The sequence below is a fragment of the Pseudomonas aylmerensis genome, from assembly GCF_001702265.1.
In the GTDB taxonomy this organism is placed as follows: Bacteria; Pseudomonadota; Gammaproteobacteria; order Pseudomonadales; family Pseudomonadaceae; genus Aquipseudomonas; species Aquipseudomonas aylmerensis.
In genome coordinates, this window is the sequence record NZ_MAUE01000010.1 from 265,502 (window position 1) to 291,790 (window position 26,289).

The following is a 26,289-nucleotide window of genomic DNA, read 5'->3' on the forward strand; positions in this document are numbered from 1 at the left end:
TCCGCGATGACGGCACCACCGCTTACAACTTTTCCAGGGCCATGTTCAGCGCCAGCACATTCACCACCGGCGGGCCTACCAGCGGGCTTTCGATGTGTTCATCGAGCAAGCGCTGCAAGGTCGACACCGGCACATTCCGCGCCGCCGCCACTCGCGCCAGTTGATAGGCAATTGCCGCAGGTGGCAAGTGTGGATCAAGACCGCTGCCAGAGGTAGTCAGCGAAGCCAGAGGCACCGGGCCCTGGGCTGGCACCAACTGTTTATTCGCGTCGTCGAACACACGGGTGGCCAATGCCGGATTGCTTGGGCCCAGGTTACTGGCGCTGCTGGAAACCGTGGCAAACGCGCCGGCCGATGGGCGTGGGTGGAACCAGTTGTCGCCGGTAAAATCCTGGGCGATCAGACTGGAACCACGCACTTTGCCGCTGTCGTCGCGCACCAGGCTGCCATTGGCCTGGTCCGGGAACGCCACTTGGGCGACGCCAGTCACTACCAGCGGGTAAGCGACGCCAGTGATCAGGGTCATGAGCACCAGCAGGCTCAGGGCCGGACGGATCATGTTAGACATTGCACATTCCTCACATTGAATCATCACGACCTGTAGGAGCCGGAGGACGCTTGGTCCTTGCCGGTGATGACGAAGGGTCAGTCGGACCGCATCGGACCCATCGCCGGCAAGCCGGCTCCTACCAGGGTTGGGGTTACACCAGGTGCAGCGCAGTCAGCAGCATGTCGATCGCCTTGATGCCCACGAACGGCACCAGGATCCCGCCCAGCCCATAGATCAACAGGTTGCGGCGCAGCAACGCCGCGGCACTCGCCGCCTGCACACGCACACCTCGCAGGGCCAGGGGAATCAGCACCACGATGATCAAGGCGTTGAACACAATCGCCGACAGAATCGCGCTCTGCGGGCTCTGCAGGTGCATCACGTTGAGCACGCCCAGTTGCGGGTAGATCGAGGCGAACAGCGCCGGCAGGATCGCGAAGTACTTGGCCACGTCGTTGGCGATAGAGAACGTGGTCAGCGCACCGCGCGTCACCAGCAACTCTTTGCCGATCTGCACCACGTCGAGCAGCTTGGTCGGGTCGCTATCGAGGTCGACCATGTTGGCGGCCTCGCGTGCGGCCTGGGTGCCGTCGTTCATCGCCATGCCGACGTCAGCCTGGGCCAGCGCCGGGGCATCGTTGGCACCGTCGCCGCACATCGCGACCAGGCGACCGTCATTCTGTTCGTGGCGGATGCGCGCGAGTTTTTTCTCCGGGGTGGCCTCGGCCAGCACGTCATCCACGCCCGCTTCGGCGGCAATCGCGGCGGCGGTCAGCGGGTTGTCACCGGTGACCATCACGGTGCGGATGCCCAGCTTGCGCAGCTCGGCGAAACGCTCGCGAATGCCGGGCTTGACCACGTCCTTGAGGTGGATCGCGCCCAGCAGCTTGCCATCGGCACACACCAGCAACGGGGTGCCGCCGCTCTGGGCGATCTTGTCGATTTCCCGCGACAGCGCAGGGGCAAGGTCGCGACGTTGCTGGCCGATAAACGCCAGCAGCGAGTCCACTGCGCCTTTGCGGAACACGCGGCCCTGGTAGTCGACACCGGACAAGCGGGTTTCAGCACTGAACGGTACGGCGGTCAGCTCATCCAGGGACGGCTCGGCCTGGGGGTGCAAGGCACGCAGGTATTCGACGATGGATTTACCTTCTGCCGTGTCGTCCGCAAGTGACGCCAGCAGCGCGCCTTCGGCCAAGTCCCGGCCGCTGACGCCAGGCGCCGCGACCACCGCCGCACAGCGACGGTTACCGAAGGTGATGGTGCCGGTCTTGTCGAGCAGCAACACATGCACGTCGCCCGCCGCTTCCACGGCGCGGCCAGACTTGGCGATCACGTTGAGGCGCACCAGGCGGTCCATGCCGGCGATGCCGATGGCCGACAACAAGCCGCCGATGGTGGTAGGAATCAGGGTCACCAGCAGTGCGACCAAGAACACCAGCGGCAAGCTGCCATTGGCAAAGTGGGCGAACGGCTGCAGGGTCACCACCACCAACAGGAAGATCAAGGTCAGGCCGATCAGCAGGATATCCAGCGCGACTTCGTTGGGGGTTTTCTGGCGTTTGGCGCCTTCCACCAACGCGATCATGCGGTCCAGGGTCGACTCGCCAGGGTTGACAGTGATGCGGATCAGCAGCCAGTCCGACACCAGACGCGTATTGCCGGTAACGGCCGAGCGGTCGCCGCCGGACTCGCGGATCACCGGTGCGGATTCGCCGGTGATCGCCGCCTCGTTGACCGCGGCGATGCCTTCGATCACCTCGCCGTCACCGGGGATCATTTCCCCGGCGGTGACGCGCACGACATCGCCTTTGCGCAGGCTGGCGGCCGGCACGACCTTGAAGCTGCCATCGGCCTCCTTGCGGCGTGCGCTGAGGCCTTCGCTGCCGGCCTTCAGGCTGTCAGCGCGGGCCTTGCCACGACCTTCGGCCAAGGCCTCGGCGAAGTTGGCGAACAGCACGGTGAACCACAGCCACACGGCAATCTGCACGGCGACGAAGGTCGGCACTGCCGTGTCGGGCACAAAGCACAGCACGGTAGTGAGGATGGCGGTCAACTCGACCACCAGCATCACTGGCGAGCGTTGCAGCTGGCGCGGGTCCAGCTTGACGAAGGCCTGGACCAGCGCCGGGCGCCACAGGGCGGACATCGCGGTTTTTGGCGGTTCCTGGGTGTTCACCGGAGCCGCGTTTTTTGCAGGCATATTCATTTTCATATCCCCTTAGAAGCCCATGCTCAAGTGTTCAGCGATAGGGCCCAGTGCCAGCGTCGGCAGGAAGGTCAGGCCGCCCACCAGCAAAATGGTCACGGTCAACAGGGTCACGAACAGCGGGCCATGGGTCGGGAAGCTGTTCTGGCCGATCGGTGCGGTCTTCTTCATCGCCAGGCTGCCGGCCAGGGCCAGTACCGGGAGGATGTAGCCGAAGCGGCCAATCAACATGCCCAGGCCCAGCATCAAGTTATGGAACGCGGTGTTGGCGCTGAAGCCGCCAAATGCCGAGCCGTTGTTGGCGCTGGCCGAGGTGTAGGCGTAGAGCAACTGACTGAAACCGTGGGGCCCAGGGTTGCTGATGGCACCGGCCGGACCCGGCAGGCTGGCGGCGATAGCGCCCAGCACAAGCACGCCGACTGGCATCACCAGCAGGGTCACCACCAGCAATTGCACTTCCTTGGCCTGGAGTTTCTTGCCGAGGTATTCCGGAGTGCGGCCGATCATCAGGCCGGCCAGGAACACCGCGATCAAGACGTTGAGCAACATGCCGTACATGCCAGCACCGACGCCGCCGAAGATCACTTCGCCGACCATCATGTTGACCAGCGCCACCATCCCACTGAGGGGGTTGAGGCTGTCCTGCATGCCGTTGACCGAGCCGTTGGACGCCGCCGTCGTCGTCACCGACCACAGCACGGTACCGGTGGTGCCGAAGCGTGCCTCTTTACCTTCCAGTGGTGCGGTTTGCTCCACGGCCGGGTTGTTGAGGGTTGGGTTAGGCTGGTATTCGGCCCACAGCGAGGTCGCGCCGCCGATGATGAACAACGCCAGCATGCAGCCGAGAATCGCGCGGCTCTGACGCAGGTCCTTCACGTAATGGCCGAAGGTGAAGACCAGCGCCACCGGGATCAGGATGATCGACGCCAACTCGAACAGGTTGGCCCAGGCAGTCGGGTCTTCAAACGGGTGCGCCGAGTTGACGCCGAAGAAGCCGCCACCGTTGGTGCCCAATTGCTTGATCGCAATCTGGCTGGCGGCCGGCCCCAGGGGGATCACTTGATCCACGCCTTGCATGGTCACGGCATCCACATAATGCGCGAAGGTCTGCGGCACGCCCTGCCACACCAGGAACAACGCCAGCACCAGGCACAGCGGGAGCAGGCCGTAGAGGGTCGCCCGAGTCATATCGACCCAGAAGTTACCCAATGTCTTGGTGGATTTGCGACCGATCCCACGGCACAGAGCGACCAGGACTGCCAAACCGGTGGCCGCACTGACGAAGTTCTGCACGGTCAGGCCCACCATCTGGCTGAGATAACTCAGGGACGCCTCACCGCTGTAGGACTGCCAGTTGGTGTTGGTCATGAAACTGACCGCGGTGTTGAAGGCCAGGGTCCATTCCTGACCCGGCAATTTCTGCGGGTTCAGCGGGAGATAGTCCTGGAACAACAGGATCGCGAACAACAGCAAGAAACCTGCGAGGTTGAACGCGATCAAGGCCAGCGTGTATTTCTGCCAGCTCTGCTCCTGATGCTCGTCAACGCCCGACAGGCGATAACACGCGCGCTCGACGGGGCCGAACACCGGCGTGAGCCAGGTGCGCTGGCCTTCCATCACCTTGTAGTAGAACCGCCCCAGGAACGGTGCCGGCACCAGCACCACGGCAAAGAAGGCGATGATCAGCCAATAGTCATAACTGTGCATAGCCCTGCTCCTAGTTCCGATCCGCGCGTAACAGCGCAACCAGCAGATAAATGAACAGCGCCACGGCCAATAGCAGTGACACCCCGTCCAGAACGCTCATGGAAGTCTCTCCGTTTAGCGGCGAGTGCCGCGTGTGGGGCAATTGTCGGCAGGAGGGGCGTAAAGGAACGAGAGCGAGGGTGTGGCTGGGGCGTAAAGACGGCGTAAAGAGTGGGTTTATGCGGGGTTTACAGGGGGATTTGTGGGGAATTTGAGGGCCTCATCGCGGGCAAGCCCACTCCCACACTCGACCGCGCTTGATCTGGAAAGACTCGGCCCCCTGTGTTTAAGCAAGAAAAGACGCGGCCGCCCGTGGGAGCGGGCTTGCCCGCGATGGCGGCAGCTCAAGCACCACCGCACTTATCTGGTGCGACACCGGCAAAATTCAAACGCCAAACCATCCCCCACGCGACAGTAACGCGGCTTTACGACAACGATCCTCAGGCTGGCATGGCCGCTGCAACACCTTGAATCATTCCAAACGGTTCAGGGAGAGCAACATCATGAACACACAACTCAAACCCACCTTGGGCACCCTGCACTTATGGGGCATCGCGGTCGGGCTGGTGATTTCCGGCGAGTACTTCGGCTGGAGCTATGGCTGGGGTGTTGCCGGGACCCTGGGCTTCCTGGTGACCTCATTGATGGTCGCGGCGATGTACACCTGCTTCATCTTCAGCTTCACCGAGCTAACTACCGCAATTCCTCACGCCGGTGGCCCATTTGCCTACAGCCGTCGCGCCTTTGGTGAGAAAGGCGGATTAATCGCCGGCCTCGCTACCTTGATCGAGTTTGTTTTTGCGCCACCCGCCATCGCCTTGGCCATCGGCGCCTACCTCAACGTACAGTTTCCCGCACTCGACCCGAAACACGCCGCCGTCGGCGCCTATATCGTGTTCATGGGCCTGAATATCCTCGGCGTGAAACTCGCCGCCACCTTCGAGCTGGTGGTGTGCGTACTCGCCGTCGCCGAACTGCTGGTGTTCATGGGCGTGGTCGCCCCCGCCTTCAGCTTCAGCAACTTCGCCCTGAACGGCTGGGCCGGTTCCGACACCTTCGGCGCCCCGGCGATTGCCGGGATGTTTGCGGCGATTCCGTTCGCCATCTGGTTCTTCCTCGCCATCGAAGGCGCGGCCATGGCAGCCGAGGAAGCGAAAGATCCGAAGCGCACCATTCCAAAAGCCTACATCAGCGGCATCCTCACCCTGGTGATCCTGGCCATGGGCGTGATGTTCTTTGCGGGCGGCGTGGGCGACTGGCGCACCCTGTCGAACATCAACGATCCGTTGCCGCAGGCGATGAAAACCGTGGTGGGCGACAGCTCCGGCTGGCTGCACATGTTGGTGTGGATCGGCCTGTTTGGTCTGGTCGCCAGTTTCCACGGGATCATCCTCGGCTACTCGCGCCAGTTCTTTGCCCTTGCCCGCGCCGGGTACCTGCCGTCTTTCCTCGCCAAACTGTCGCGCTTCCAGACACCGCACCGGGCAATCATCGCCGGTGGCGTGGTGGGCATCGCCGCAATCTACAGCGACGGCCTGATCAACCTCGGTGGCATGACGCTGACCGCAGCGATGATCACCATGGCCGTGTTCGGCGCCATCGTGATGTACATCATGAGCATGCTCAGCCTGTTCAAACTGCGTAAGACCGAACCGCTGCTGGAACGCACCTTCCGCGCGCCGGGCTACCCGATCGTGCCGGGTATTGCATTGGTGCTGGCGGTGGTCTGCCTGGTGGCCATGGCCTGGTTCAACGCGCTGATCGGCCTGATTTTCCTGGGCTTCATGCTGGCGGGCTTCATCTACTTCCAACTGACCGCGCAGGACCGCGCGGATGCACCGGCGGATGCGATGTTGACCGGGCTCTGATCTACTGGAGGCAGAACGGGCCTACACTGAACTAGTAAGAAAGCCCGTCACTCAAAGCAGTTATTACCGTGGGAAAACTCTCCCACGGCAATCTGCCTCAAGGAGAGCCTTATGCCGTGGTATGCATGGTTGATTTTAGTGGTAGCGATCGGGTCGATCGTCGGTGGGTTGATGATGCTGCGTGACAGCGCCAACAAGGTGGAACTCACCGACGAACAACGCAAGCGCGTCGCCGAACGCAATGCCCAGGCGGATGCCAAGGACGCGCAGGATCGCTGAACCTTGGGGTTACTCCCAAGGCGCCTTGGCAATATGCAAACCGTGCTGCCCCTTGTAGGCAGCACGCTCCGGCTGGCTCCAGCCGTTCAGCAGCTCATCCTCCAGCTTATAGATCTCCACCCCCAGCGGACGGCACACCGTCAGCGGATCCTGAGCCTCCGGGCCCCACATCGGCAGCGATAAATCCCCGCCCGGGCACGTCGACAGCGCACACAGCAAATCAATCTCGGCAAAGAACTCCAGGTAATCGCCCTTCTGCGCCGGGCACGCCTTCATGAAATACATGTCGTCATGATTCAGGCCCGTACATTGGAAAATATTCAGCACGTCATGCACATCGAACTCCGTAAGACCGTGCGGTAAAACCGCGCGAGTCAGGTTCGAATGGCAATGGTGGTGGAAGTCCTCACCAGTGAGCATGCGGTTGACGTAGGGATCGCATCGCGTACCAAGCAAATCGTGCAGGCGCCCGCCGTGTTCATCGATGCCGTAACTGGCGAGGCTGTCGTCTGTGATTGTCACCAAAGGTCTCAAAAATGGCAGGTTCGACCACAGGCGGTCATGGGTGCTGACATGGGCGCCCTGCAATTGACGAGTGCGCGCCGCCCATAGGCGCTCGCGAGGGTCGTTGGCGTTCCACACGTTGAAGTCGCCGACCTGCGGGCCGACCGGCGTAGTCACTCGAAACACATGACCGGCCGGTACTTTCCACGCCCTGCCCGTTCGGATCGGCACCTCGAACTGCTCGACCAGCGTGCGCTGGTTCACCTGGTTGCGGATCCGCTCATAGAACGCCGTATTAACCTGCAGCGCCGAACCTTTGCTGACCTGGTAAGCGGCCGGATAGTCTTTGTACATGGTGCGGATCCTCAATCAGGAGTGGTCGAACAGGGCCAGGGACAGACGCTCCGAATCATCCAGGTAAAGACTCATCGCCTCCCCTGCCGCCGGCTTGTCTCCTCGGGCCAATAAGGTGTAAATCTCACGATCGCGCTCCAGCCAGGGCGACTGGAAACGCTGCTCATCCGGCGCCGCGCAAAACACCAGGCGCAACTGGGCAATCACCTGGGCAAAAAACTCATCGAACAACGGGCTGCGCATCAACCCGACAATCTGCTGATGGAACACCAGGCTGTGGGTGGCCACCGAACGCCAATCTTCGCGTTCGCGGGCCAAGGTGGTGGCATCGATCGCGTCCTGCATACGTGCGGATTGATCCCGGGCAAGCGCACTGCTCTGGGCAATGGCCTGCAACTCCAGGGTGCGACGCACGACAAACAAATCGCGCACCTCATCGCGTTCAAGCCGCCGGACCATCACGCCTTTATTGCGCACGTAACGGGTGAGCCCTTCCTGGCCCAAGCGATGCAGCGCCTCACGAATGGTATTGCGCGATGCGTTGTAGTGCTTCACCAACTCCCCCTCGACCAGCGCAACACCCGGCAACAGCCGCCCACCGATAATGTCGGCGCGCAGTTCGAGGGCAATCTGGTCGGCTAAAGACAGGCTGAGTACCATCAACACCTCACGATTGTTGAACAATCTTTGCTGTAGACGTAATCACGTTTCATGCCAACCCTTCAAACGTGGGGGGAAGTGTGTAAAGCCGTGTGAGATGGTTAAATACCGACCTGACCACGAGGCAGTCCTATGCGCTATTCACCAGACCACAAAGCCCAGACCCGACAGCGCATCATCAAGGAAGCCTCGGTACGCTTTCGCCGCGACGGCATCGGCGCGACCGGACTGCAGCCACTGATGAACGCGCTGAGCCTCACGCACGGCGGGTTTTACGCCCACTTCACATCCAAGGACGAACTGGTGGAGAAGGCGCTGCAGGCCGCAGGGGCTCAGCTGGATGCCCATTGCGAGATGCTGTTCAGCCAGGAGCGCCCGCTGGAAGCCTTCATTGATAATTATCTGTCGCCGTGGCACCAGACCTCACCCGGAGAAGGATGCCCGCTGCCGACGATGTCGGCCGAACTCGGGCTGAGAGGCCAACCGAGTGCGACGACGGATGCGGTACTCGGAGCAAGGCTCAAGCAGATTGAAGCGGCCCTGGGTGACGGGCGCGGTGATGCTGCTGGCCTGATGGTAATGTCGACACTGGTGGGAGCATTGGTGCTGGCCAGGAGTGTCGAAGATTCAGCGTTGGGCTTGCGGATTATGGAAGTCGTGCGAGAAAGCCTGAAGACGCTCCTCCAGGACGATAAAAAGGCCGATCAATGACCGGCCTCTTTGTGGCTTAGTTGATTACCAACCTGTCGCGATTCTTCTCCATCAGCGCCTTGCCAATCCCCTTCACTTCCAGCAGCTCATCCACCGCCGTAAACGGGCCGTTGCTTTCACGGTAAGCGATGATCGCTTTCGCCTTTGCTGCACCGATGCCAAAGAGGTCGCGACGCAGGGTTTCAGCGTCGGCGGCGTTCAGATTGACCTTGGCGGCTTGCTCGGCATTGACGACTTGAGCAGTGATGGGGGCTGGAGCTTCGGCCTTGATGGACGGGGCTGCAGTAGTGGTGACGGAAAGAGTGGTGAGGAAAGCGAAGATCAGGGAAGTAAGGTAGGTGTTTTGCATTTTGACGCTCCATGACATGCGTAAGAGAAAAAAGCAGCTTTTCCGAAGCTGCCTTTCTAACTTAGGCGATGGTGGGGATTCGTCAAAAAGGCTTGAGTAACAGCGTGTTAAATCAAGGTTCCAAGCGGCGCTGCTGGTAGATCCAGTCGACGATTTCACCATCGGGAGAGTAGCCACTGACGGTGTCGCGAAGGAGTTGGCGGACACGGGTGTAATCGTCCTCATCCACCGCGTCGAGCAGCTCTGTCAGCTTGCCCTTGAGCACTTCCCATGAGAGATGGTCTTCGTTGGCACTCATGATCATGGGATGCCGAGTGGCGACTACGTTGTCGCCGATGAGTAACTCTTCGTAAAGCTTTTCGCCGGGACGTAGGCCGGTGAACTCAATCGCGATATCACCGTGCGGGTTTCTATCGGAGCGGACGCTGAGACCAGAGAGGTGGATCATCTTTTCAGCCAACTCAGTAATTTTTACCGGTTCGCCCATGTCGAGTACAAACACATCACCGCCCTGCCCCATGGAACCGGCCTGGATGACCAGTTGCGCGGCTTCGGGAATGGTCATGAAGTAGCGGGTGATTTTCGGGTGAGTGACCGTGATGGGCCCACCCGATTTGATTTGTTTGTGAAAGAGTGGGATTACTGAACCGGATGAGCCCAATACATTGCCGAAGCGGACCATGGTGAAACGGGTTTTGTTGACGCGAGAGATATTGAACTTGTCACCGAACATGACCGGTGCCAGTTCACGACTCAAGGCTTGGAGCGTCAACTCGGCAAGACGCTTGGTGCTCCCCATGACATTGGTTGGACGCACCGCCTTGTCTGTAGAAATGAGGACAAAGTTGGCAACCCCGACCTGAAGCGCCGCTTGTGCGGTATTCAGTGTGCCGATCACATTATTCAGGACCCCTTCGGCAATATTATGCTCGACCATCGGTACGTGCTTATAAGCCGCAGCGTGGTAAACCGTATCGACACGCCATGTCTTCATGACGTCCATCAGTTTGGACGGGTTGCGTACGGAACCGAGGATCGGCAGCAGCGTTATGGGCAACGATTCACGGGTTACGCGTTGCTCAAGCTCCGAGAGAATGCTGTACAGGTTGAACTCACTGTGTTCGAACAACAGCAGCGTCTTCGGCCGCAGGGACATGATCTGACGGCAGAGTTCAGAACCAATAGAGCCACCTGCTCCCGTCACCAGGACGCATTGCCCCTTGATGCAACGTTCCAGTAGATCGGATTGAGCAGGAACGGCGTCGCGGCCCAGCAGGTCCGCGATGTCGACCTCTTGGATATCATCGACCTTCACCCGACCGCTGGCCAGGTCCATAAAACCTGGAATACTGCGCACATGCAGCGGAAAACCTTCAAGGAATCCCAGGATTTCACGCCGGCGACCACGGTTGGAAGAAGGGATCGCCAGCAGGATTTCCTGAGCGCCCGTGTCATCGATCATACGTTCGATATGCTTGGGCTTGTAGACCTGAAGGCCAGAGATAACACGCTCGGCAATGCTAGCATCGTCATCGATAAACGCTACTGGGCGCATCAAGCGCCCCATCCGCAGTGCTGCAACCAACTGGTTGCCAGCAGCGCCAGCACCATAGATGGCAACACGCGGAAGGCCGTCATCTCGATTGGTAAAAGGCACATGCTGCGAGGCGGAGAACCAATCACCGAGAAAATACTGGCGCATAGCCAAGCGAAGCCCGCCCACCATGATCAGGCTCAACCACCAGTAAATGAAAATGATCGACCGGGGGACGGTGTGCTGCTGGTTGCTGTTCAAATAAACAACAATTACCAAAATCAAGGCTGACAGGCTGACGGCTTTGAATATGGCGATCAGTGCATCGTTACCGAAATACCGCATGACAGCGCGGTACATCCCAAAGCGGACAAAAAGTGGGATTGCGACTACTGGTGCCGCGAAAAACAACCAGAGATGATCTCGTAACGGGTTGGCCATTTCATCAATTCCCAGCCGTACGATAAACGCCAGCCAGAGAGCCGCCCAAACGACCACGACGTCGGTCGTCACTTGAATCAGTCGTTTGTAGCGTCGCGGCAGCCCCACCAGGAATGCCCGTAACCTTTCCATAATCCCTTCGCCCACCTAACCGTTCCTGTAATTGATGACTGCGTGATCTTTTTATGCGTTTACCATGCCAGGCCTCATGAATGTGAAGTCAGACGCTGCCTTGCGTAGCGTCAGTCTTTTCCAGTTCACCCGCATGAAACTTGAGCGCCAGCGCGACCAAGGGCACGTAGGCGACAACGACACCCACAGCGCCATCCACCCCCAGCAAAACCACGCACGCCGCTACCGGCAGTAACCAGAATAGGTTCAGACCGGCCACAGCGAGTGTCACCGGTAAATGCCTGCCATAGCGCCGGGAAGCAAATTGGTACGCGTGGCTTCGATGTGCCTCATATACCTTGTCGCCCCGCAGAAGGCGGCGAGTTAATGTAAAGGTGGCATCCACAATGAATACACCCAACAGAATCAACCACGCCCATAGCAACTGAGAAGAGGCCCAAGCCGCCTGGAGTGAAAAGACTCCCAGAATGATCCCCAGGAATCCGCTGCCGGCATCACCCATGAAGATTCGAGCAGGCGGGAAATTCCAGCATAGGAAACCAGCCACTGCGACTGCCAGCACAAGGGGCAATAGAACCAGGCCAGTGTGGCCACTCAACGCGCAAAGCAAGCCCATGCCGAGGCACACACAAATGGCTTCAACGCTGGCAATGCCGTCAATTCCATCCATGAAATTGTACAAATTAAGCATCCAGACCAGATAGAACGCAGCAAGAACGCCACCAGACCAACCCGCGTCGACAGTCATACCAAAAAGTGTCACCTCAGGCAGACCACCTAGCCAGTATAGCGCCCATACCGAGGCGCAAAAGTGCCCCAATAAACGCCACCGGGCCGCGATATGCCCGTGATCGTCCATGAAGCCGATGACTGCAACTAATGCACCGGCTCCGCCTGCGGCCATCAAGGTGTCAAATGAAACCTCCTCGGCCCATCCAAGCAAAGGCAGCGCTATAAGGAAGGACACTACAATGGCCACGCCCCCCCCCCTCGGAGTGGGTACAGAGTGGGAACTGCGGGCGATGGGCACGTCGATGATGCTGTGAGCCAAGGCATAGCGCCGCAACGCGGCAGTCAACACAAACGACAAAAAACCGACAAGGCCGATAAGCCACCAATCACTCATTGTTGTTTATCGCTCTTGTAATGTATTGCAACTGCCTTGAGTGCATCGTTCACTGACACGGGAGGTGCCCATCGCAGCAAGGTTCGAGTCTTCTGGATATCAACCTGCAGCGAGCCGCAAAGCCTTTGGGATAGAGCGTCCTTACCCACGAGCCTGGCCGCTGTGCTGAGCATCCAGGCAGGAACAGGCAACAAACGGGCGGACTTGCCCAGGGCCAAGGCGGTACTGCGCAATAACTGCGTCGTAGACAAGTCGTCGCCATCGCTCACCAGGAATGTCTGGTTTGCAGCTGCAGGATGGTTAATAGCCGTGATGATCAGATCCACCAAATTATCCAGGGCTACCAGGCTCCGGCGATTATCGATAGCGCCAAAGGGCAGCGGAATGCCCTTGTCCAACCAACGCATCATATTCAGAAAGTTGGCTTTGACTCCCGGCCCGTACACCAGCACCGGGCGGATAATCACGATTTCCATGGAGGTGCGGGCTGCCAATGCGAGCAGTCCCTGCTCTGCCTCAAGTTTGGAAACCCCGTAGGCGTCGCTCGGAGCGCATTGATCATCGGCCGTATAGGGTTGACCGGGTCGAGTACCCTCCCCGTTTACCTTGATGGAGCTGATGAAGACAAAGCGTCGGACGCCGGCCTGCGCGGCTTGCCGGGCAAGGTTCAGGGTGCCCTCCACGTTTACCTTGCGAAAAGCCGCCAATGGATCGACTTCGGTATCACTCATGACATGCACACGTGCGGCACAGTGGACCACTGCATCGACGCCAGCGAGGCTTGAATGCCAATTTACGTCTTCAAAAGTATCAAACCGAACAACATCCACATCGCCGCAGGCGACTTTGGATCCATCACGTACCGCTGCGGTGACGCGCACGTCATCCGTGACCAGACGGCGCATTACCGCACCACCGACGAAACCGGTGGCACCGGTCAAGAAAACAGATTGCGACATCACGGACGTCCTTTGCGCAAGGTTGCATCGTGAAACAGTTGTTCCAGGCGAGCCAAGAGAGTGGGCTTCGAATAGTTGGCCAGGTAGTACTCACGGCCAGACTTGCCCATGCGAGTGCGCTCATTCTCACCGGCGTTCGCCAATTCGAGCGTAATACGTGCGAGCGCAGCGGCATCACCGGACGGACATGCCAAACCTGCACCTGACGCCTCGATAACGTGCGCCGCCTCACCATTGATCATCCCAAGAATGGGTTTGCCGGAGGCCAGATAAGCCTGGACCTTGCCCGGAATGGTTTTTTCGAAGACGTCATTGGTCTTAAGCGAGACAAGCAAGGCGTCTGCACAAGCGAACAAGCCGGGCATTTCCTCCAAGGGGTGACGTCCCAACAGCAGGACATTGTCCAGGCCACGTGCTTGAACTTGTTCCGCAAGCCATTCGCTCATACGGCCATCGCCAACAATGACCCAACGCACCGCTACAGTCCCCACCAAGGTCTGGGCCGCGTCTATCACCGCGGGTAAATCTTGCGCCTCACCCAGATTGCCTGCGAACAAAACGGTGAACACCGATGGGTCGTGCGTCAACAGTGTTGAAGGTGGCGGCGCAACGTTGGAAAAGTCGTCCTCTGCCCAGCTTGGGAAATAGATGAGTCGCTGCGGCTGCATTTCTCGCGTGCAATAGCGCTGCACGTTTTCAAAAAAACCGTGGGATTGCAGCAAGAGATAGTCCGCGCGATTGTAGATCCAGGACACTACTCGACCTACGCAGCCCAGCAACAGTGGCTGACGCAATACGCCGACAGCACGAAGCGTTTCAGGCCATAAATCCAGGACCCAAATGAACACAGGCGCTTTTTTCAGTCGCCCAATTACCAAGGCGGGGATCGCTGCCATGATGGGAGAAACGGCATACACAAAAATCGCATCAAACTTTTGACCGCGAACTTTCCATGCTCCCAGCGTGGAAGCCATGGTGAAAAAGGACAGGTAGTTGAGAATCAGGTTGATGCTGCGTTTTCCTCGAGGGATCAGCGGCACCCGCACAATACTCGCCCCGTAATACTCACCGAAGTTCTCCGGCTGGGCTCGATAGCGTTCATATACCTGACCTTCGGGATAGTTCGGCAACCCGGTCAACACGGTAACGTTGTGGCCCTTTTCCGAAAAATCGCGGACGAGATCGTTGATACGCATATTCTCGGGCCAAAAATATTGCGTCACGACCAGAATATTCAGCTTGTTATCATCAGGCATCAGCATAACTCGATCAGTAGCGTTTCCAGACAATGCGGTTCACATAGTCCGTATAACTATGAACAAGCCTGACAACTTTTTCCGATACATTCGGCATGCTGTAGTCACTGACCAGCCGTAACGTACGACTTTCCCCTGTGCGCTGACCTTCTAGAATACCCAACCCCTGAAGTACACGGTCAACCTCAAGCCCGACCATCATGACGGCCGCCTCCTCCATGCCTTCCGGACGTTCATGAGCCTCTCGAATATTCAAGGCTGGGAAATTCAGAATGGAGGACTCTTCGCTGATTGTGCCGCTGTCGGACAAGACGGCCTTGGACGCCAATTGGAGCTTGTTATAGTCCTTGAACCCGAGAGGCTTGAGCAGTTGCACATTCTTGTGGAAGGTCACCCCCATGGCATCGACCCGCTTCTGGGTGCGCGGGTGCGTTGAGACGATAACGGGAAGGTCATAGTGAGCGGCTACGGTATTGAGTACTTCCACCAACTTGAGGAAGTTTTTGTCGGAGTCGATATTCTCTTCACGGTGGGCGCTGCATACAAAGAATCGATGTTGCTGCAGACCGAGGCGCTCAAGTACGTCCGAACTATCAATGCCCGCACGATAATGATTCAGCACCTCGAACATTGGACTGCCGGTCTTGATCACCATGTCTGGCGGCAAGCCCTCACGTAGCAGGTAGTCCCGCGCAATGGTGCTGTAGGTCATGTTGATGTCGGCAGTGTGGTCAACAATACGCCGATTGATCTCCTCGGGGACGCGCATATCGAAACAACGATTGCCCGCTTCCATGTGGAACGTCGGGATCTTGCGGCGCTTGGCCGGAATAACCGCCATGCAGCTGTTGGTATCCCCGAGTACCAACAGGGCTTCCGGCTGAACGTGAGCCAGCACACGATCAACAGTGATGATCACATTGCCGATCGTTTCCGCGCCACTTGCTCCCGCAGCATTCAGAAAGTGATCAGGTTTGCGGATGCCCAGATCCTGAAAGAAAATCTCGTTGAGCTCGTAGTCGTAGTTTTGTCCGGTATGCACCAATACGTGTTCACAGTGCTCGTCCAGGGCCGCGATCACCCTCGACAGACGTATAATTTCAGGGCGCGTACCAACGACCGTAACAATCTTCAATTTCTTCATGACTCTATCTACTTGAGAGTGTGTTTAGGCTTCTGTACCCACCGGTAAGGCATAAGTATCCGGCCGTTCACGATCGAAAATTTCGTTGGCCCAGAGCATGACGATCATCTCCTCGCTCCCCACGTTCGTAATATCGTGGGTCCAGCCTGGCACTGTTTCTACAACTTCCGGCTTCTCCCCGGAAGTGAACAATTCGTAAAACTCTCCCGATACGATATGGCGGAAGCGAAAACAGGCATCCCCCTTGATCACCAGGAACTTCTCGGTTTTCGAATGATGGTAGTGCCCGCCTCGAGTGATGCCCGGATGCGCAGTAAAATAAGAAAACTGACCGCAATCCTGGGTCTTGAGCATCTCGACAAAGACGCCTCGCTGGTCACCATACTTAGGAACTTCGTAGGTAAAGGACTCAGGAGGGACATAGCTCAGGTACGTCGAATAAAGCGCCCTGGTCAGCCCAGTCCCCACCGCTTCAGTGATCAAGGTTTCACGGCTGTCACGGAACGCCAGCAATTGCTCAGCTACCTTCCCGACCGTGGTGGAGTAGCTGGGTTGGACCGAAAGAAATGGATCGCCTGTGAGTTGACCGTCCATGATCCTAACAAAGTGCGCGATCACATCATCGATGTAGACCAGCGTCAGGGCAGCGTCAGGATTGTTGATCTTGATAGGCTGGTGGCGAGCGATGTTATGGCAAAACGTAGCCACCGCTGAGTTGTAGTCTGGACGGGCCCATTTTCCAAATACGTTGGGCAGCCGAAAAATATGTACCGGAACCGCATGTTTTTCCCTCAGTTCCAATAGAGCCTGCTCTGCAGCCAACTTGCTCGCGCCATAAGCGTTTGCCAGTTCCGCCTGGCTTGACGAGGTATACAGCACGGGCGTTTTCCTGCCGCTGGCGGCAATGCCCTCGCAGACCACACGCGTCAGGTCCGTATTTCCAGACTTGAAGTCTTCTGGATCCGTTGGTCGATTCACACCGGCCAAATGAAATACGAAGTCTGCCTGCATGAGCATTCCCTTCAGGCTGGAAATACTGTCCTCGCGGGAAAACTCCAAGACTTCAATGTCCTCGCGCACTGCCAAATGAACAAGGAGGTTTTTGGCAACAAAACCCTGGCTGCCAGTGACCAATACCTTCATTGCTTATTCCTCCGGAGTGGCATGTTCGCCACGCTGGATCGCGCGCATGAACTCCAATTTCAGAAGCAGGGCCTGCATCCCCTCGACGTCAAGGCGCTCGGTATTATGGGAGTTGTAATCTTCCATGGTGGAGATTTTTTCCTCCCCCTGTTCGACATACTTGCTGTAGTTCAAATCGCGCAGATCAGGCGGCACGCGGAAGTACTGACCACGGTCTTCAGAGCATGCCATTTCTTCCCGGCTCAAGAGCGCTTCGTACAGTTTCTCGCCATGGCGGGTACCAATAATCTGGATCGGGTGCTCGGGGACCCCCAGCATTGCCGTCAAGGCGCGAGCCAGCGTTTCTACGGTGGCTGCGGGTGCCTTCTGGACGAACAAATCACCATTGTTTCCATGCTCGAACGCATAGAGAACCAAATCCACCGCATCCGCGAGTGTCATCATGAAACGCGTCATGCTCGGGTCAGTGATCGACAGTGCTTTGCCTGCTCGAATCTGATCGATAAACAATGGAATGACCGACCCTCGGGAAGCCATGACGTTACCGTAGCGAGTGCCGCATATGACGGTCTTGGCTTCGTCGACATTGCGAGATTTCGCAACCATGACCTTTTCCATCATGGCCTTGGAAATACCCATGGCATTGATGGGATACACCGCCTTGTCGGTACTCAAGCAGACAACGCGCTTGACCTCATTCTGAATAGCCGCCTCAAGCACGTTGTCAGTGCCAATAACATTCGTCTTGACTGCCTCCATCGGATGAAATTCGCAGGAAGGAACTTGCTTGAGGGCGGCCGCGTGAAAAATGTAATCAACGCCTCGGGTGGCGTTCAGCACGCTTTGGTAGTCGCGGACATCGCCAATGTAAAATTTCAACTTGGGGTTGTTGTAGTGCTTACGCATATCGTCTTGTTTTTTTTCATCACGACTGAAAATGCGAATTTCACTAATTTCGGTATTCAAAAAACGCTTTAAAACAGCATTTCCAAAAGAACCCGTGCCGCCAGAGATGAGTAGTTTACTTCCTTCAAACATAATTTACCTCAAACCGCGCATACAATTCTGAATATGAAAAAGGCCTAACAGGGCCTGAGTGAAAAGCTCCACGGGTAGGAGCGATGTGCGAACAGGGTGATGACGAAATACCTTTAAGCGGCGAGGGAGCAAAACGCACAGACGAGTCTCAAACCAGAGGTCGATCGCGCTGGCCCTGCAAACATGCCTCACCGGACGTAGCACCAGAGGCGCGCATCATTGCCGAACACTACCCAGCAAAAACGCCAGCCGGCCTTAGGTTTGAGCGCGAGTTTAGCACGACATCACCCTTGAAAAGCACTGTACCCAACCGCCAGAGAAGAGCACCGGCCTTGTGAAGGTCGAGGCGTAAAGCGCCAGGTATCACTGGGTATCGCGGGTATGCCGTGAAACTCACATCTCACCCAGCTCAAATCCGTAGTGAAACCAGGAGCCGCTGCAGGCAATGCCTGCAGGTTACCACATGCCTCCGACAGGGGAGGAGCGTCCACATCCGCACTTGAAGTCCGTAGATTTGTGTGCTTGGCAATTACAGAAACAACCTACACAAATGTTTATTGAAAAAAAGACCGGAACGTGATTCTGGATTGTGGGAGAATAAAAGCAAGCACCCTTACAGCATCTGAAACAATGACCGAAAGTGAGTACGGTGAATTGACACAAAGTACAGCGCCCGAGACTGTAGTAAAGCTATCGTTGGTGGTACCCGTTTTCAACGAGTCAGAAACAGTCGCCTTATTTATCGATTCGGTCTCGAGTGTGTTTGCGGCCGAGCCGCTGATTGATCTTGAGATTCTGTTCATCAACGATGGCAGCACCGATGACACACTGTCGCACCTGCTCAAACTGCAGAGTGTCGACTCTCGAATCCATATAGTTGATCTCAGCAGAAACTTTGGCAAGGAAGCCGCTCTTACGGCAGGACTGCAGCTGTGCTCGGGGCAAATAATCGTGCCCATCGATGTTGATCTGCAAGATCCTCCGCAACTGATTCCCGCCATGGTCGCCAAATGGCGAGAAGGCTTTGAGGTTGTCCTCGGCCGCCGCACCGACAGAAACTCGGACTCTTGGGCCAAGCGCTCTTCGGCGAATTGGTTCTATCGCATCCATAACAAAATGACCAGCTCGAAAATACCGGAAAATGTAGGTGACTTTCGCTTGATGGACCGGTGCGTCGTGGAAGCACTCAAAGAACTTCCCGAATCGAGGCGGTTTATGAAAGGGCTTTTCGCCTGGGTGGGCTTTAAAACCACCCACATCGATTATGCCCGGCCTCAACGCTCTGCCGGTACAAGCAAATTCAACGGCTGGAAGCTGTGGAACTTCGCGCTAGAGGGTATCACCAGCTTCAGCACTGACCCACTTAAAATATGGACTTATCTGGGATTAGTGTTTTCTGCGATCTCGTTTCTGCTCGCCATCTTTATTGCTTTGAAAGTTATTGTTCATGGCATTGATGTGCCTGGCTATGCGTCTCTTATGGTTGCGGTGACCTTTTTGGGCGGATTGCAATTAATCGGTATCGGTATACTCGGTGAATACCTGGGCAGGACCTACATAGAATCGAAACGACGCCCAGTATTTCTCGTGCGTCAAATTTACGGGAGCAAGAGCTGATTTATGGACCTTAAAGAAACTGAAATTCTGGGTGATGCAATTAATCAGCATTGGTATTACAGCTCCAAAGTAAAGGCGGTGGAGCAGTTTCTCGGCAAGGCACCGATCACTAAAATTCTCGACATTGGCGCAGGATCTGGTTTTTTTTCAAAATATCTGCTTGAAAACACTGCCGCCAAAGAAGCCTGGTGCGTGGATATTAGCTACGCGTACGAATCCGATGAGAGCTACGCAGGCAAACCGCTGTTCCTGCGCAAAGCCATTGACTCCATCGACGCTGACCTCGTCATGCTCATGGACGTGCTTGAGCATGTTGACGACGACATTGGCCTGTTGAAGGAATACGTCGAAAAAGTTCCTACTGGCACCCAATTCTTGATAACAGTGCCCGCGTTTCAATTTTTGTGGAGCGGGCATGATGTTTTTCTCGAACATAAACGCCGCTACACCTTAAAACAACTTGAGTCCGTCGTAGGTGCATGCGGATTGGAGCTGAAAAAGGGAGCGTATTTTTTCGGAGGCGTATTCCCCATCGCAGCAGCTCTTCGATTGGCTGATTGCGTCAAACCGAAAGATCGCGCGCCAAAATCGCAACTGGCACAGCATGGCCGCTTCACGAATGCGGTCCTGAAAGGCATTTGCGCGCTAGAGGTGCCCTTGATGAGCTTAAACCGGATAGCAGGTCTTTCGGTGTTCTGTATCGCAGTGAAACCATGAGCAGGCGATTGAAGTGAGCATACCCAAGGTGCAGCACCAGATGATCGGCCAGCATGACGCGAAAAAAAGAGTCCTGCGCTTTTGCGCCACGGGCCTGCTCATCACCCTCCTCCATGCATTCATCGTCTGGGCCATGGTCAGTGTATTCTTGTATTCGCCTCCTTTATCGAACGGCGTCGCATTTATTATCGCCACACTGACATCTTATGCAATCAATACCCTGTGGAGTTTCTCTCAGCCCCTGCAAAGACACACACTCTATAAATTCATTTGTGTGTCCGTAATAGGCTTCATTGCATCGGTCTCCATCGCGTGGCTAGCACAATGGATAGGGTTAAATTACCTGTTAGGTATCCTCGGAGTAATTCTGACTGTTCCCATTATCACGTTTATTCTGCACAGCACGTGGACATATCGCGACCCCAGATAAGAATAAAACTATCGCTCACTCCACTCCGAAGACTCATACCTTAAGGACCTAGGATGTTCTCTCTGAAAACAATGTTTTTTGATAAATCCTGGACAGATATTAAAGAAACAACTCTCCGGATAAATTTTGTCAGCATCAGCCTCCAGCTGTTGATGGCAATAACACTCACTGTTGGTCTCGCTGGCTTTCTGACCATGGGGACCGATCTATGGGACGGTGTCATCGTCTCCCATGCCGTGTCCCTTGAACGACCTGACATCTACCACGAATGGTTCAGCGAAGCCGGATTGTTTTTCACCCCCTACATTTACGACGCGGTTTATATTTTTCATGAAATTATAAACTACGAGACACTTGCAAAACTATTTACTGTTCTTTTTCTGATTCTGTCAGCCCTTGAAGTCGGTCATATTGCGTCAAGGTATTTTGAAATACCCCGACAGATAAAATTCTACACAGCCATCCTGTTTTATTTATCGCCTGCCTGGGTGCTTTACTACTCAAACATTTACTTGATGCATTCACTTACGTTGTTTGCCACGTTAATCTGCACACGCTATCTACTGGATCGAAAAGCACTGGCATTATGTCTCCCCTTGCTTCTCCTTTCATTTCAACAGTCGTCGAATGCGCCACTGTCAATATCACTTATATTACTAAGCTGCCTGTATCAACACCCCCACACAAAAGACCGCCTCATCAATGCCGGTCTTATCATATTCATAACAGCAGGTTTTTTTGCCCTCAGAAAAATATTCCCCACCTACGGCTTATACGCCACATACAACGAAATTCATCTCAAAAATATCTTCAACATCGGAAGCTATCTTAAACTCACAAAATATTATGCAATCCTGTATTTACCTAGCCTTGCTGCCGCCTGTTTAGCCTTATACTATCGGCGCGAAAAGAAAACATTCTATCTTTTTTCAATTCTCTTTCTGGGCATTTTATTTAATGGCGTTGCCTATATCGCCGTCAATAAAGTACCGGGCGTATCTGAAATCGGGTTGATGCACGGCGAGAGCCTCCGATTTACATTCACCAGCACTGTTTTTGCAGTACTACTGCTACCGGCGATTTGGCAGTCTCTAGCTCACATGCCCCGCTTGCGGTACCTGGCACTAGCATCAATATTGATACACGCATGCGCAATTAATATTTATGCACATGAGGGAAAAATGAAGGAGGTACTCTTTCAGCGTGGCTTGATTAGCGAACTGAAAGGCCTTGCGCCACTTCCTTATTGCGCTATCAACATCCGAAGCAAAGGGGTTGGAACGTTAACAAATTATGAATATGGCGATATATTCTATCGAGCCTACGGCGACACAAATCAATTACCACTGGGGGATTCGAAAGACCCAATCTTCGACATGAAAGAACTTTATGGGAAATTCACCAAAGAGAGCTATAAGAAGAAGTATTTCATGCCCGCGCAGATGCCGAACTGCATCGTGGATATGAACATCAGCACATCGGTTGGTAAATGGAACGCTGGAAAAACTTTTGCTAAATACCTTTCAGGAAAGGGCGACTCTATCGTAACCGTATCAATCTCGGAAATGAGTCGACCCTGATATTGATCGCAGTAGAAGCATTGAGCTGAATAACTTTTACTGCGATCAATGGCTGATCAATTAGAGCGCAACGCTGAAAAAATAAACTTTTCTTTCTGGGTAATATCGGGATAACTGATCAACACAGCCCGATATGGCCCTTTGAAAACAAAGAAACTACCTGCCGCAACCCCCACCGCCCCACAGTTCGATATGACCTTGCCCATATCTTCCAAGGATCCAGCCCCCCCGAGGATCGTCACAGGCGTATTGACAGTCTTGCGTAGCTGCATAAGCAACTCAAGATCATAGCCTTTCATGCGACCGTCGTTGTCAATGGAGTTAATCACCACTTCGCCCGCCCCCAGAACCTCCATCTCCTTGGCCACATCGAGTACATTGCGCTTTGTGTTGACCTTGCCATTATGCGTCCATACATCATGCTGCTTGCTCAGCAGTCGCTTTTTATGATCAAGAACTACAACGACACTTTGCCGACCTACTTCATTTGCTATTTGAGCCACCAACTGCGGGTTCTCCAAAGCGGCAGCACTGATGGCCACTTTCTCCACACCTGATGCAATAATTTTCCGGGCTTGGTCAACAGTACGTATACCACCGCCATAACAAAGTGGCATTCGGCATTCCGCGGCCAAAATTGCTATTTGCTTATAATTTGGCTCACGATTATTAACCGTCGCATCAATATCCAGGACGATTAATTCGTCAGCCTCCTTTTCGTTAAAAATCTTGACAGCATTAATGGGATCCCCGACGTATTTAGGGTCCTTGAAGCGTACCGTTTTCACCAGTCCGCTATCTTGAATCAGCAAGCAGGGAATAATTCTAGGTCTTAACATTTCATAATTCCGCGAAATTTTTTAGAAGCGCGACACCAAAGTGATGGCTTTTTTCCGGGTGAAACTGAACACCGTAGATATTTCCCTCAGAAACTGCGCAGCTGAAATTCAGACCGTACTCGGTTCGAGCAACCTCATTAACATCTTGTGCGCATTCAAAATAGAAGGAGTGAAGGAAGTAGAACCTTGCCTCATTCTCCAGCCCCCTGAACAAAGAGTGCCCAGGTGAAGACTCAATATCATTCCACCCCATATGCGGCAAAGGGAGGTTTGTTAATCCGGGTACAGAGCCAAAATGTCGCACGCGCCCCGGAACCCACCCAAGCCCGGGAAGTGAGCCTTCATCGCTACTGTCTGCTAGCATCTGCATGCCCACGCAGATACCAATCACCGGGATTTTCCGGACCAATACCAACTCATCAAGCATTGCGCGCATACCTGAGGCGTTCAATCTTTCCATCGCATGATCGAAGGCGCCCACGCCTGGTAGGATAAGCTTGGTCGCAGAGTGCAAGTCCTCCACAGTACGAGCAATGGTGACAGGTATATGTAAACGCCTATAAACATTCACAAAAGCCTGAATATTTCCGAGGCCATAATCAATAATGGTGATCATCTAAACAGCCTTCTTTCCAATCCCAACGCAGACAGTACTCGAGCTCCCAAGCCAATCATGAAATGCTTATTCTTATAATCGTGAAAGGTCTTATTCTTCCCCTCAAACAGCGCCTGCAACTCTGTAACACTGAGGTCTAGCTTGCTGGCAACATACTCAAACTCTGACATCAGGAACTGTTCATCAAGTTCGGGCTTGGAAATACGCTGCAATGCCTCTTCACGCGTCATCTGCCCCGTCATAATGAGGCTGGAAAAATGCGCGCGCCGCTTTTCATAACCAAACTTACGCGGCATCCAATAGTCTTCGTAAAAACGGGTAAAACGCGACTCATGGTGCTTATGTTGAAATTTCTTCCAACCAAACAATCGCTCCAGGGTTGCCTCAGCATCGTGCTTGACGTAGGGCACCAAATTCAGCGGGCGCACCACTTGCATGCCTAGAACGTAACGGTAGTAAATTTTATAGGCCAATACGTCAACAATCGGGAAGCTCTTCAACTTCCGCGAGCCGAACTGACCGTGAATGTCGTTGATCAACGTCTTGTCGATACCAGGATAGGCGCCCCACTCCTCAGGCTCACGGCAACACTCAGTGGAAAAGTTCCCCCCCGTCAGTACGTATTTAATTTTGTGAGCTTTGGCGAACTTATAGAGCCCAGAGAAAAACGCAGTGTCTTGGGGGATATCCTGATCAGCGACCTGCGCCTTGAGAAAGGCCAATTGCAGGCTTTTCATTTCTTCCCAATTGATGACTTCGGTGTACAGGTCCAAGCCCAAGCCGTCGACCAACTTTTCAATGTTGCCAACAGCCTGGTCTGTATTCCACCCTGCGTCCACATGGAAAAGTAAGGGGCGCAGGCCCATGACTTCCTTGGCCAAGTAGCTCACATACGAACTGTCCAGGCCCCCGCTCAACCCAATAATACAATCGAAATCTCGCCCCTGTCCGTCTTTCTTTATTTTTTCACTCAACTTCATGAGTTCGGCGTGGCCGCGCTCGTTTGGGTGCCAGTTAGGCATAATCGCCAAATCAAAATTGACGCAATAATCACACAACCCTTGTTCGTTAAAGTGGATATGCGGATCACTACTATCCATAATACAGCGAGAGCACATTTGATAGTCTTTACCGCTCATACCCACTCCTTTAAAGTAACCATAACGCTCATTCTATTTTTTACAGCCCATTGTGTCTAATTTTGACTTGATTGACTCCAGAAGGCCAGAGGAAACCTCTGGATTCAAATCCAACGGGTGGAGTATCGCAGAAATTCCTGATGCGGCGTACTCAATCACCAAGGTTGAGGGGTAAGCTATAAGAAAATCGACCTCCGGGAAAGACTCACGCCCCATAATTACCTGCCATGCCTCGTGTTGCACAGACTCCGCAGCACCCGCGGTAGGGTGTGGTTTGTAATAAAAACTCACTTGATAGGCTTGAACGAGATCCCGAAGTAAATGCGCATGCAGTCCTTCACAAATAGGATGACCAACAAATAAAACCCGTACAGGGTTTTCAGAGGGATATGTAGTCAACTTTATGGCTGGGCTAAAATAGGTAAATGCAACCCCCGCGGCTGTACAACTAAACGAGAGGATATCCGACGCAAATATCATTTTAGCGTCTTCGTTGTAGACGAACGCATGAGTTACATTTTTCAGCTTATGCCCAAGTTTAAATGGTAACGAGGGGCGTGCCTGATACTCCAGTGATGCAAGTCCGGACAGGGAACCATGCTGCACCATGACTAATTCCATGCCTGAATCACTCTGGTTTCCTGGATCTCTCCCGCATCGCGACGCCACACTGTCTGCGAGCATAGCCCACCGATCATAATGTTCAGCAATAATTAATTTATGGGTACGCAATTTTCCCAAGGCAATACGAACAGCAAACCAACGAAATGCGGTATAGCTTTGAAGCATCCATCTCTGATTTTTTTTACTGTGAGCGATTTTTCTCGACGCAATGACAGCAAGAACAAAAGCGGCGAAGATATCCTTTCCTTTCAATAAGGAGAACACATCAATCGACTCTACTTCCCGCTCGAAATTCGTTTGCACCCATGGAAACGTAATCCAGCACTCCGGTTCAAAAGAAAGAACTTTCGACGTTAATATATCAGCGGCCCGTGCTGAAAAAGCTAACGCGTACTCACGCGAGTGATTTTCACTTTCTAACTGCGCAGGGACACGTCGAGAGTATTTGTAAAAAACGATCATTTCATAGAAAAAGAACAATGAAGCGCCGCCTGCGCGCCAAAGTCCTCTCAACACCATGACCAATAGCTTGAACAATACAGGTCGTTTTATGAATTTATTGAGTATCTTAGCCGGACGCGGCATGTAACCCAAGCGCTCGGGAGACGTATTCGCGAGATCGTAAACACTCTTATCTATGGAAATTTCATTCTCAGTTGCCCGAATGTAATCTGCAACAATAACTAATAATTCTTTTTTCATAGAGCAACCATCAAACCGTTTC

Annotated in this window: 25 protein-coding genes; 7 read left to right on the plus strand and 18 right to left on the minus strand. The window is 54.6% G+C overall.

The window, feature by feature from the left end:
* Positions 1–22: 22 nt before the first annotated feature.
* The 4 genes from kdpC to kdpF form a co-directional block, all read right to left on the minus strand.
* Entirely contained in the window at positions 23–568 is a 546-nt protein-coding gene (gene kdpC / locus BBG20_RS07410; protein ID WP_065901764.1) for a potassium-transporting ATPase subunit KdpC, read from the minus strand.
* 133 nt (positions 569–701) lie between these two features.
* Entirely contained in the window at positions 702–2,759 is a 2,058-nt protein-coding gene (gene kdpB / locus BBG20_RS07415) for a potassium-transporting ATPase subunit KdpB (RefSeq protein ID WP_371920680.1), read from the minus strand.
* A gap of 12 nt (positions 2,760–2,771) precedes the next feature.
* On the minus strand, positions 2,772–4,466 hold the full coding sequence (kdpA, locus tag BBG20_RS07420) for a potassium-transporting ATPase subunit KdpA (RefSeq protein ID WP_065901768.1): 1,695 nt from the start codon (positions 4,464–4,466) through the stop codon (positions 2,772–2,774).
* 10 nt (positions 4,467–4,476) lie between these two features.
* Entirely contained in the window at positions 4,477–4,566 is a 90-nt protein-coding gene (kdpF, locus tag BBG20_RS07425) for a K(+)-transporting ATPase subunit F (RefSeq protein ID WP_003218754.1), read from the minus strand.
* A 442-nt stretch (positions 4,567–5,008) separates the two neighbouring features.
* Between kdpF and eat the strand changes: the two genes are divergently transcribed.
* Entirely contained in the window at positions 5,009–6,373 is a 1,365-nt protein-coding gene (gene eat / locus BBG20_RS07430) for an ethanolamine permease (RefSeq protein WP_065901771.1), read from the plus strand.
* A gap of 111 nt (positions 6,374–6,484) precedes the next feature.
* Positions 6,485–6,652, plus strand: a complete 168-nt coding sequence (locus BBG20_RS07435; RefSeq protein ID WP_012722955.1) for a DUF2897 family protein — start codon at positions 6,485–6,487, stop codon at positions 6,650–6,652.
* 9 nt (positions 6,653–6,661) lie between these two features.
* On the opposite strand, the gene BBG20_RS07440 is transcribed toward BBG20_RS07435, so the two are convergent.
* Positions 6,662–7,510: an urea carboxylase-associated family protein gene (locus BBG20_RS07440; protein ID WP_065901773.1), complete on the minus strand. Its 849-nt coding sequence runs from the start codon at positions 7,508–7,510 to the stop codon at positions 6,662–6,664.
* Positions 7,511–7,525: 15 nt separating this feature from the next.
* Positions 7,526–8,170, minus strand: a complete 645-nt coding sequence (locus BBG20_RS07445) for a GntR family transcriptional regulator (RefSeq protein WP_065901945.1) — start codon at positions 8,168–8,170, stop codon at positions 7,526–7,528.
* A gap of 132 nt (positions 8,171–8,302) precedes the next feature.
* Here BBG20_RS07445 and BBG20_RS07450 point away from each other — a divergent pair, with 132 nt between their 5' ends.
* Positions 8,303–8,881 (plus strand): TetR/AcrR family transcriptional regulator, encoded by a 579-nt coding sequence (locus BBG20_RS07450; RefSeq protein ID WP_065901775.1) that lies wholly within the window; start codon positions 8,303–8,305, stop codon positions 8,879–8,881.
* Between the two features lie 16 nt (positions 8,882–8,897).
* Here the strand turns inward: BBG20_RS07450 and BBG20_RS07455 are convergent, their stop codons facing one another.
* The 8 genes from BBG20_RS07455 to BBG20_RS07490 all read right to left on the minus strand — a co-directional run bounded on the left by BBG20_RS07455 (position 8,898) and on the right by BBG20_RS07490 (position 18,003).
* Positions 8,898–9,230 (minus strand): ComEA family DNA-binding protein, encoded by a 333-nt coding sequence (locus BBG20_RS07455; protein ID WP_065901777.1) that lies wholly within the window; start codon positions 9,228–9,230, stop codon positions 8,898–8,900.
* A 112-nt stretch (positions 9,231–9,342) separates the two neighbouring features.
* Positions 9,343–11,337, minus strand: coding sequence for a polysaccharide biosynthesis protein (locus BBG20_RS07460; protein ID WP_065901947.1), 1,995 nt, complete (start codon positions 11,335–11,337; stop codon positions 9,343–9,345).
* 88 nt (positions 11,338–11,425) lie between these two features.
* Positions 11,426–12,463, minus strand: coding sequence for an MraY family glycosyltransferase (locus tag BBG20_RS07465; protein WP_065901778.1), 1,038 nt, complete (start codon positions 12,461–12,463; stop codon positions 11,426–11,428).
* Positions 12,460–13,422: a UDP-glucose 4-epimerase family protein gene (locus BBG20_RS07470; RefSeq protein WP_065901779.1), complete on the minus strand. Its 963-nt coding sequence runs from the start codon at positions 13,420–13,422 to the stop codon at positions 12,460–12,462. The genes BBG20_RS07465 and BBG20_RS07470 overlap by 4 nt, the downstream gene beginning before the upstream one ends.
* A complete protein-coding gene (locus tag BBG20_RS07475) occupies positions 13,422–14,684 on the minus strand; it encodes a glycosyltransferase family 4 protein (protein ID WP_065901780.1) in 1,263 nt (420 codons plus the stop codon). The genes BBG20_RS07470 and BBG20_RS07475 overlap by 1 nt, the downstream gene beginning before the upstream one ends.
* 7 nt (positions 14,685–14,691) lie before the next feature.
* Positions 14,692–15,822, minus strand: a complete 1,131-nt coding sequence (gene wecB / locus BBG20_RS07480) for a non-hydrolyzing UDP-N-acetylglucosamine 2-epimerase (protein ID WP_065901781.1) — start codon at positions 15,820–15,822, stop codon at positions 14,692–14,694.
* A gap of 24 nt (positions 15,823–15,846) precedes the next feature.
* A complete protein-coding gene (wbjC, locus tag BBG20_RS07485; protein ID WP_065901783.1) occupies positions 15,847–16,965 on the minus strand; it encodes a UDP-2-acetamido-2,6-beta-L-arabino-hexul-4-ose reductase in 1,119 nt (372 codons plus the stop codon).
* Between the two features lie 3 nt (positions 16,966–16,968).
* On the minus strand, positions 16,969–18,003 hold the full coding sequence (locus tag BBG20_RS07490) for a polysaccharide biosynthesis protein (protein WP_065901784.1): 1,035 nt from the start codon (positions 18,001–18,003) through the stop codon (positions 16,969–16,971).
* A gap of 630 nt (positions 18,004–18,633) precedes the next feature.
* Here BBG20_RS07490 and BBG20_RS07495 point away from each other — a divergent pair.
* The 4 genes from BBG20_RS07495 to BBG20_RS07510 are packed head-to-tail and all read left to right on the plus strand — an operon-like array spanning position 18,634 to position 22,347.
* A complete protein-coding gene (locus tag BBG20_RS07495; RefSeq protein WP_065901785.1) occupies positions 18,634–19,620 on the plus strand; it encodes a glycosyltransferase family 2 protein in 987 nt (328 codons plus the stop codon).
* 3 nt (positions 19,621–19,623) lie between these two features.
* The gene (locus tag BBG20_RS07500) at positions 19,624–20,337 is read left to right on the plus strand and encodes a class I SAM-dependent methyltransferase (RefSeq protein WP_065901786.1); all 714 of its coding nucleotides are present in this window, start codon (positions 19,624–19,626) and stop codon (positions 20,335–20,337) included.
* A 13-nt stretch (positions 20,338–20,350) separates the two neighbouring features.
* Positions 20,351–20,767: a GtrA family protein gene (locus BBG20_RS07505; protein WP_226939983.1), complete on the plus strand. Its 417-nt coding sequence runs from the start codon at positions 20,351–20,353 to the stop codon at positions 20,765–20,767.
* 53 nt (positions 20,768–20,820) lie between these two features.
* Positions 20,821–22,347, plus strand: a complete 1,527-nt coding sequence (locus BBG20_RS07510; protein ID WP_065901787.1) for a hypothetical protein — start codon at positions 20,821–20,823, stop codon at positions 22,345–22,347.
* A gap of 56 nt (positions 22,348–22,403) precedes the next feature.
* On the opposite strand, the gene BBG20_RS07515 is transcribed toward BBG20_RS07510, so the two are convergent.
* Genes BBG20_RS07515 through BBG20_RS32350 form a run of 4 tightly spaced genes read right to left on the minus strand, consistent with a single transcriptional unit; the run spans position 22,404 to position 26,267 of the window.
* Positions 22,404–23,186 carry an AglZ/HisF2 family acetamidino modification protein gene (locus BBG20_RS07515; RefSeq protein WP_065901793.1) on the minus strand — a complete coding sequence of 261 codons (783 nt, stop codon included), beginning with the start codon at positions 23,184–23,186 and terminating at the stop codon, positions 22,404–22,406.
* Position 23,187: 1 nt separating this feature from the next.
* Positions 23,188–23,802, minus strand: coding sequence for an imidazole glycerol phosphate synthase subunit HisH (hisH, locus tag BBG20_RS07520; protein WP_065901795.1), 615 nt, complete (start codon positions 23,800–23,802; stop codon positions 23,188–23,190).
* Positions 23,799–24,941 carry an N-acetyl sugar amidotransferase gene (locus tag BBG20_RS07525; protein ID WP_065901797.1) on the minus strand — a complete coding sequence of 381 codons (1,143 nt, stop codon included), beginning with the start codon at positions 24,939–24,941 and terminating at the stop codon, positions 23,799–23,801. The genes hisH and BBG20_RS07525 overlap by 4 nt, the downstream gene beginning before the upstream one ends.
* A gap of 33 nt (positions 24,942–24,974) precedes the next feature.
* Positions 24,975–26,267, minus strand: a complete 1,293-nt coding sequence (locus tag BBG20_RS32350) for a hypothetical protein (RefSeq protein ID WP_141697265.1) — start codon at positions 26,265–26,267, stop codon at positions 24,975–24,977.
* Positions 26,268–26,289 lie beyond the last annotated feature (22 nt).

Coding starts and splice junctions, on each gene's coding strand:
- kdpC (WP_065901764.1), bottom strand. CDS start 568: ATGTCTAACATGATCCGTCCGGCCCTGAGCCTGCTGGTGCTCATGACC.
- kdpB (WP_371920680.1), bottom strand. CDS start 2,759: ATGAATATGCCTGCAAAAAACGCGGCTCCGGTGAACACCCAGGAACCG.
- kdpA (WP_065901768.1), bottom strand. CDS start 4,466: ATGCACAGTTATGACTATTGGCTGATCATCGCCTTCTTTGCCGTGGTG.
- kdpF (WP_003218754.1), bottom strand. CDS start 4,566: ATGAGCGTTCTGGACGGGGTGTCACTGCTATTGGCCGTGGCGCTGTTC.
- eat (WP_065901771.1), top strand. CDS start 5,009: ATGAACACACAACTCAAACCCACCTTGGGCACCCTGCACTTATGGGGC.
- BBG20_RS07435 (WP_012722955.1), top strand. CDS start 6,485: ATGCCGTGGTATGCATGGTTGATTTTAGTGGTAGCGATCGGGTCGATC.
- BBG20_RS07440 (WP_065901773.1), bottom strand. CDS start 7,510: ATGTACAAAGACTATCCGGCCGCTTACCAGGTCAGCAAAGGTTCGGCG.
- BBG20_RS07445 (WP_065901945.1), bottom strand. CDS start 8,170: ATGGTACTCAGCCTGTCTTTAGCCGACCAGATTGCCCTCGAACTGCGC.
- BBG20_RS07450 (WP_065901775.1), top strand. CDS start 8,303: ATGCGCTATTCACCAGACCACAAAGCCCAGACCCGACAGCGCATCATC.
- BBG20_RS07455 (WP_065901777.1), bottom strand. CDS start 9,230: ATGCAAAACACCTACCTTACTTCCCTGATCTTCGCTTTCCTCACCACT.
- BBG20_RS07460 (WP_065901947.1), bottom strand. CDS start 11,337: ATGGAAAGGTTACGGGCATTCCTGGTGGGGCTGCCGCGACGCTACAAA.
- BBG20_RS07465 (WP_065901778.1), bottom strand. CDS start 12,463: ATGAGTGATTGGTGGCTTATCGGCCTTGTCGGTTTTTTGTCGTTTGTG.
- BBG20_RS07470 (WP_065901779.1), bottom strand. CDS start 13,422: ATGTCGCAATCTGTTTTCTTGACCGGTGCCACCGGTTTCGTCGGTGGT.
- BBG20_RS07475 (WP_065901780.1), bottom strand. CDS start 14,684: ATGCTGATGCCTGATGATAACAAGCTGAATATTCTGGTCGTGACGCAA.
- wecB (WP_065901781.1), bottom strand. CDS start 15,822: ATGAAGAAATTGAAGATTGTTACGGTCGTTGGTACGCGCCCTGAAATT.
- wbjC (WP_065901783.1), bottom strand. CDS start 16,965: ATGAAGGTATTGGTCACTGGCAGCCAGGGTTTTGTTGCCAAAAACCTC.
- BBG20_RS07490 (WP_065901784.1), bottom strand. CDS start 18,003: ATGTTTGAAGGAAGTAAACTACTCATCTCTGGCGGCACGGGTTCTTTT.
- BBG20_RS07495 (WP_065901785.1), top strand. CDS start 18,634: ATGACCGAAAGTGAGTACGGTGAATTGACACAAAGTACAGCGCCCGAG.
- BBG20_RS07500 (WP_065901786.1), top strand. CDS start 19,624: ATGGACCTTAAAGAAACTGAAATTCTGGGTGATGCAATTAATCAGCAT.
- BBG20_RS07510 (WP_065901787.1), top strand. CDS start 20,821: ATGTTCTCTCTGAAAACAATGTTTTTTGATAAATCCTGGACAGATATT.
- BBG20_RS07515 (WP_065901793.1), bottom strand. CDS start 23,186: ATGTTAAGACCTAGAATTATTCCCTGCTTGCTGATTCAAGATAGCGGA.
- hisH (WP_065901795.1), bottom strand. CDS start 23,802: ATGATCACCATTATTGATTATGGCCTCGGAAATATTCAGGCTTTTGTG.
- BBG20_RS07525 (WP_065901797.1), bottom strand. CDS start 24,941: ATGAGCGGTAAAGACTATCAAATGTGCTCTCGCTGTATTATGGATAGT.
- BBG20_RS32350 (WP_141697265.1), bottom strand. CDS start 26,267: ATGAAAAAAGAATTATTAGTTATTGTTGCAGATTACATTCGGGCAACT.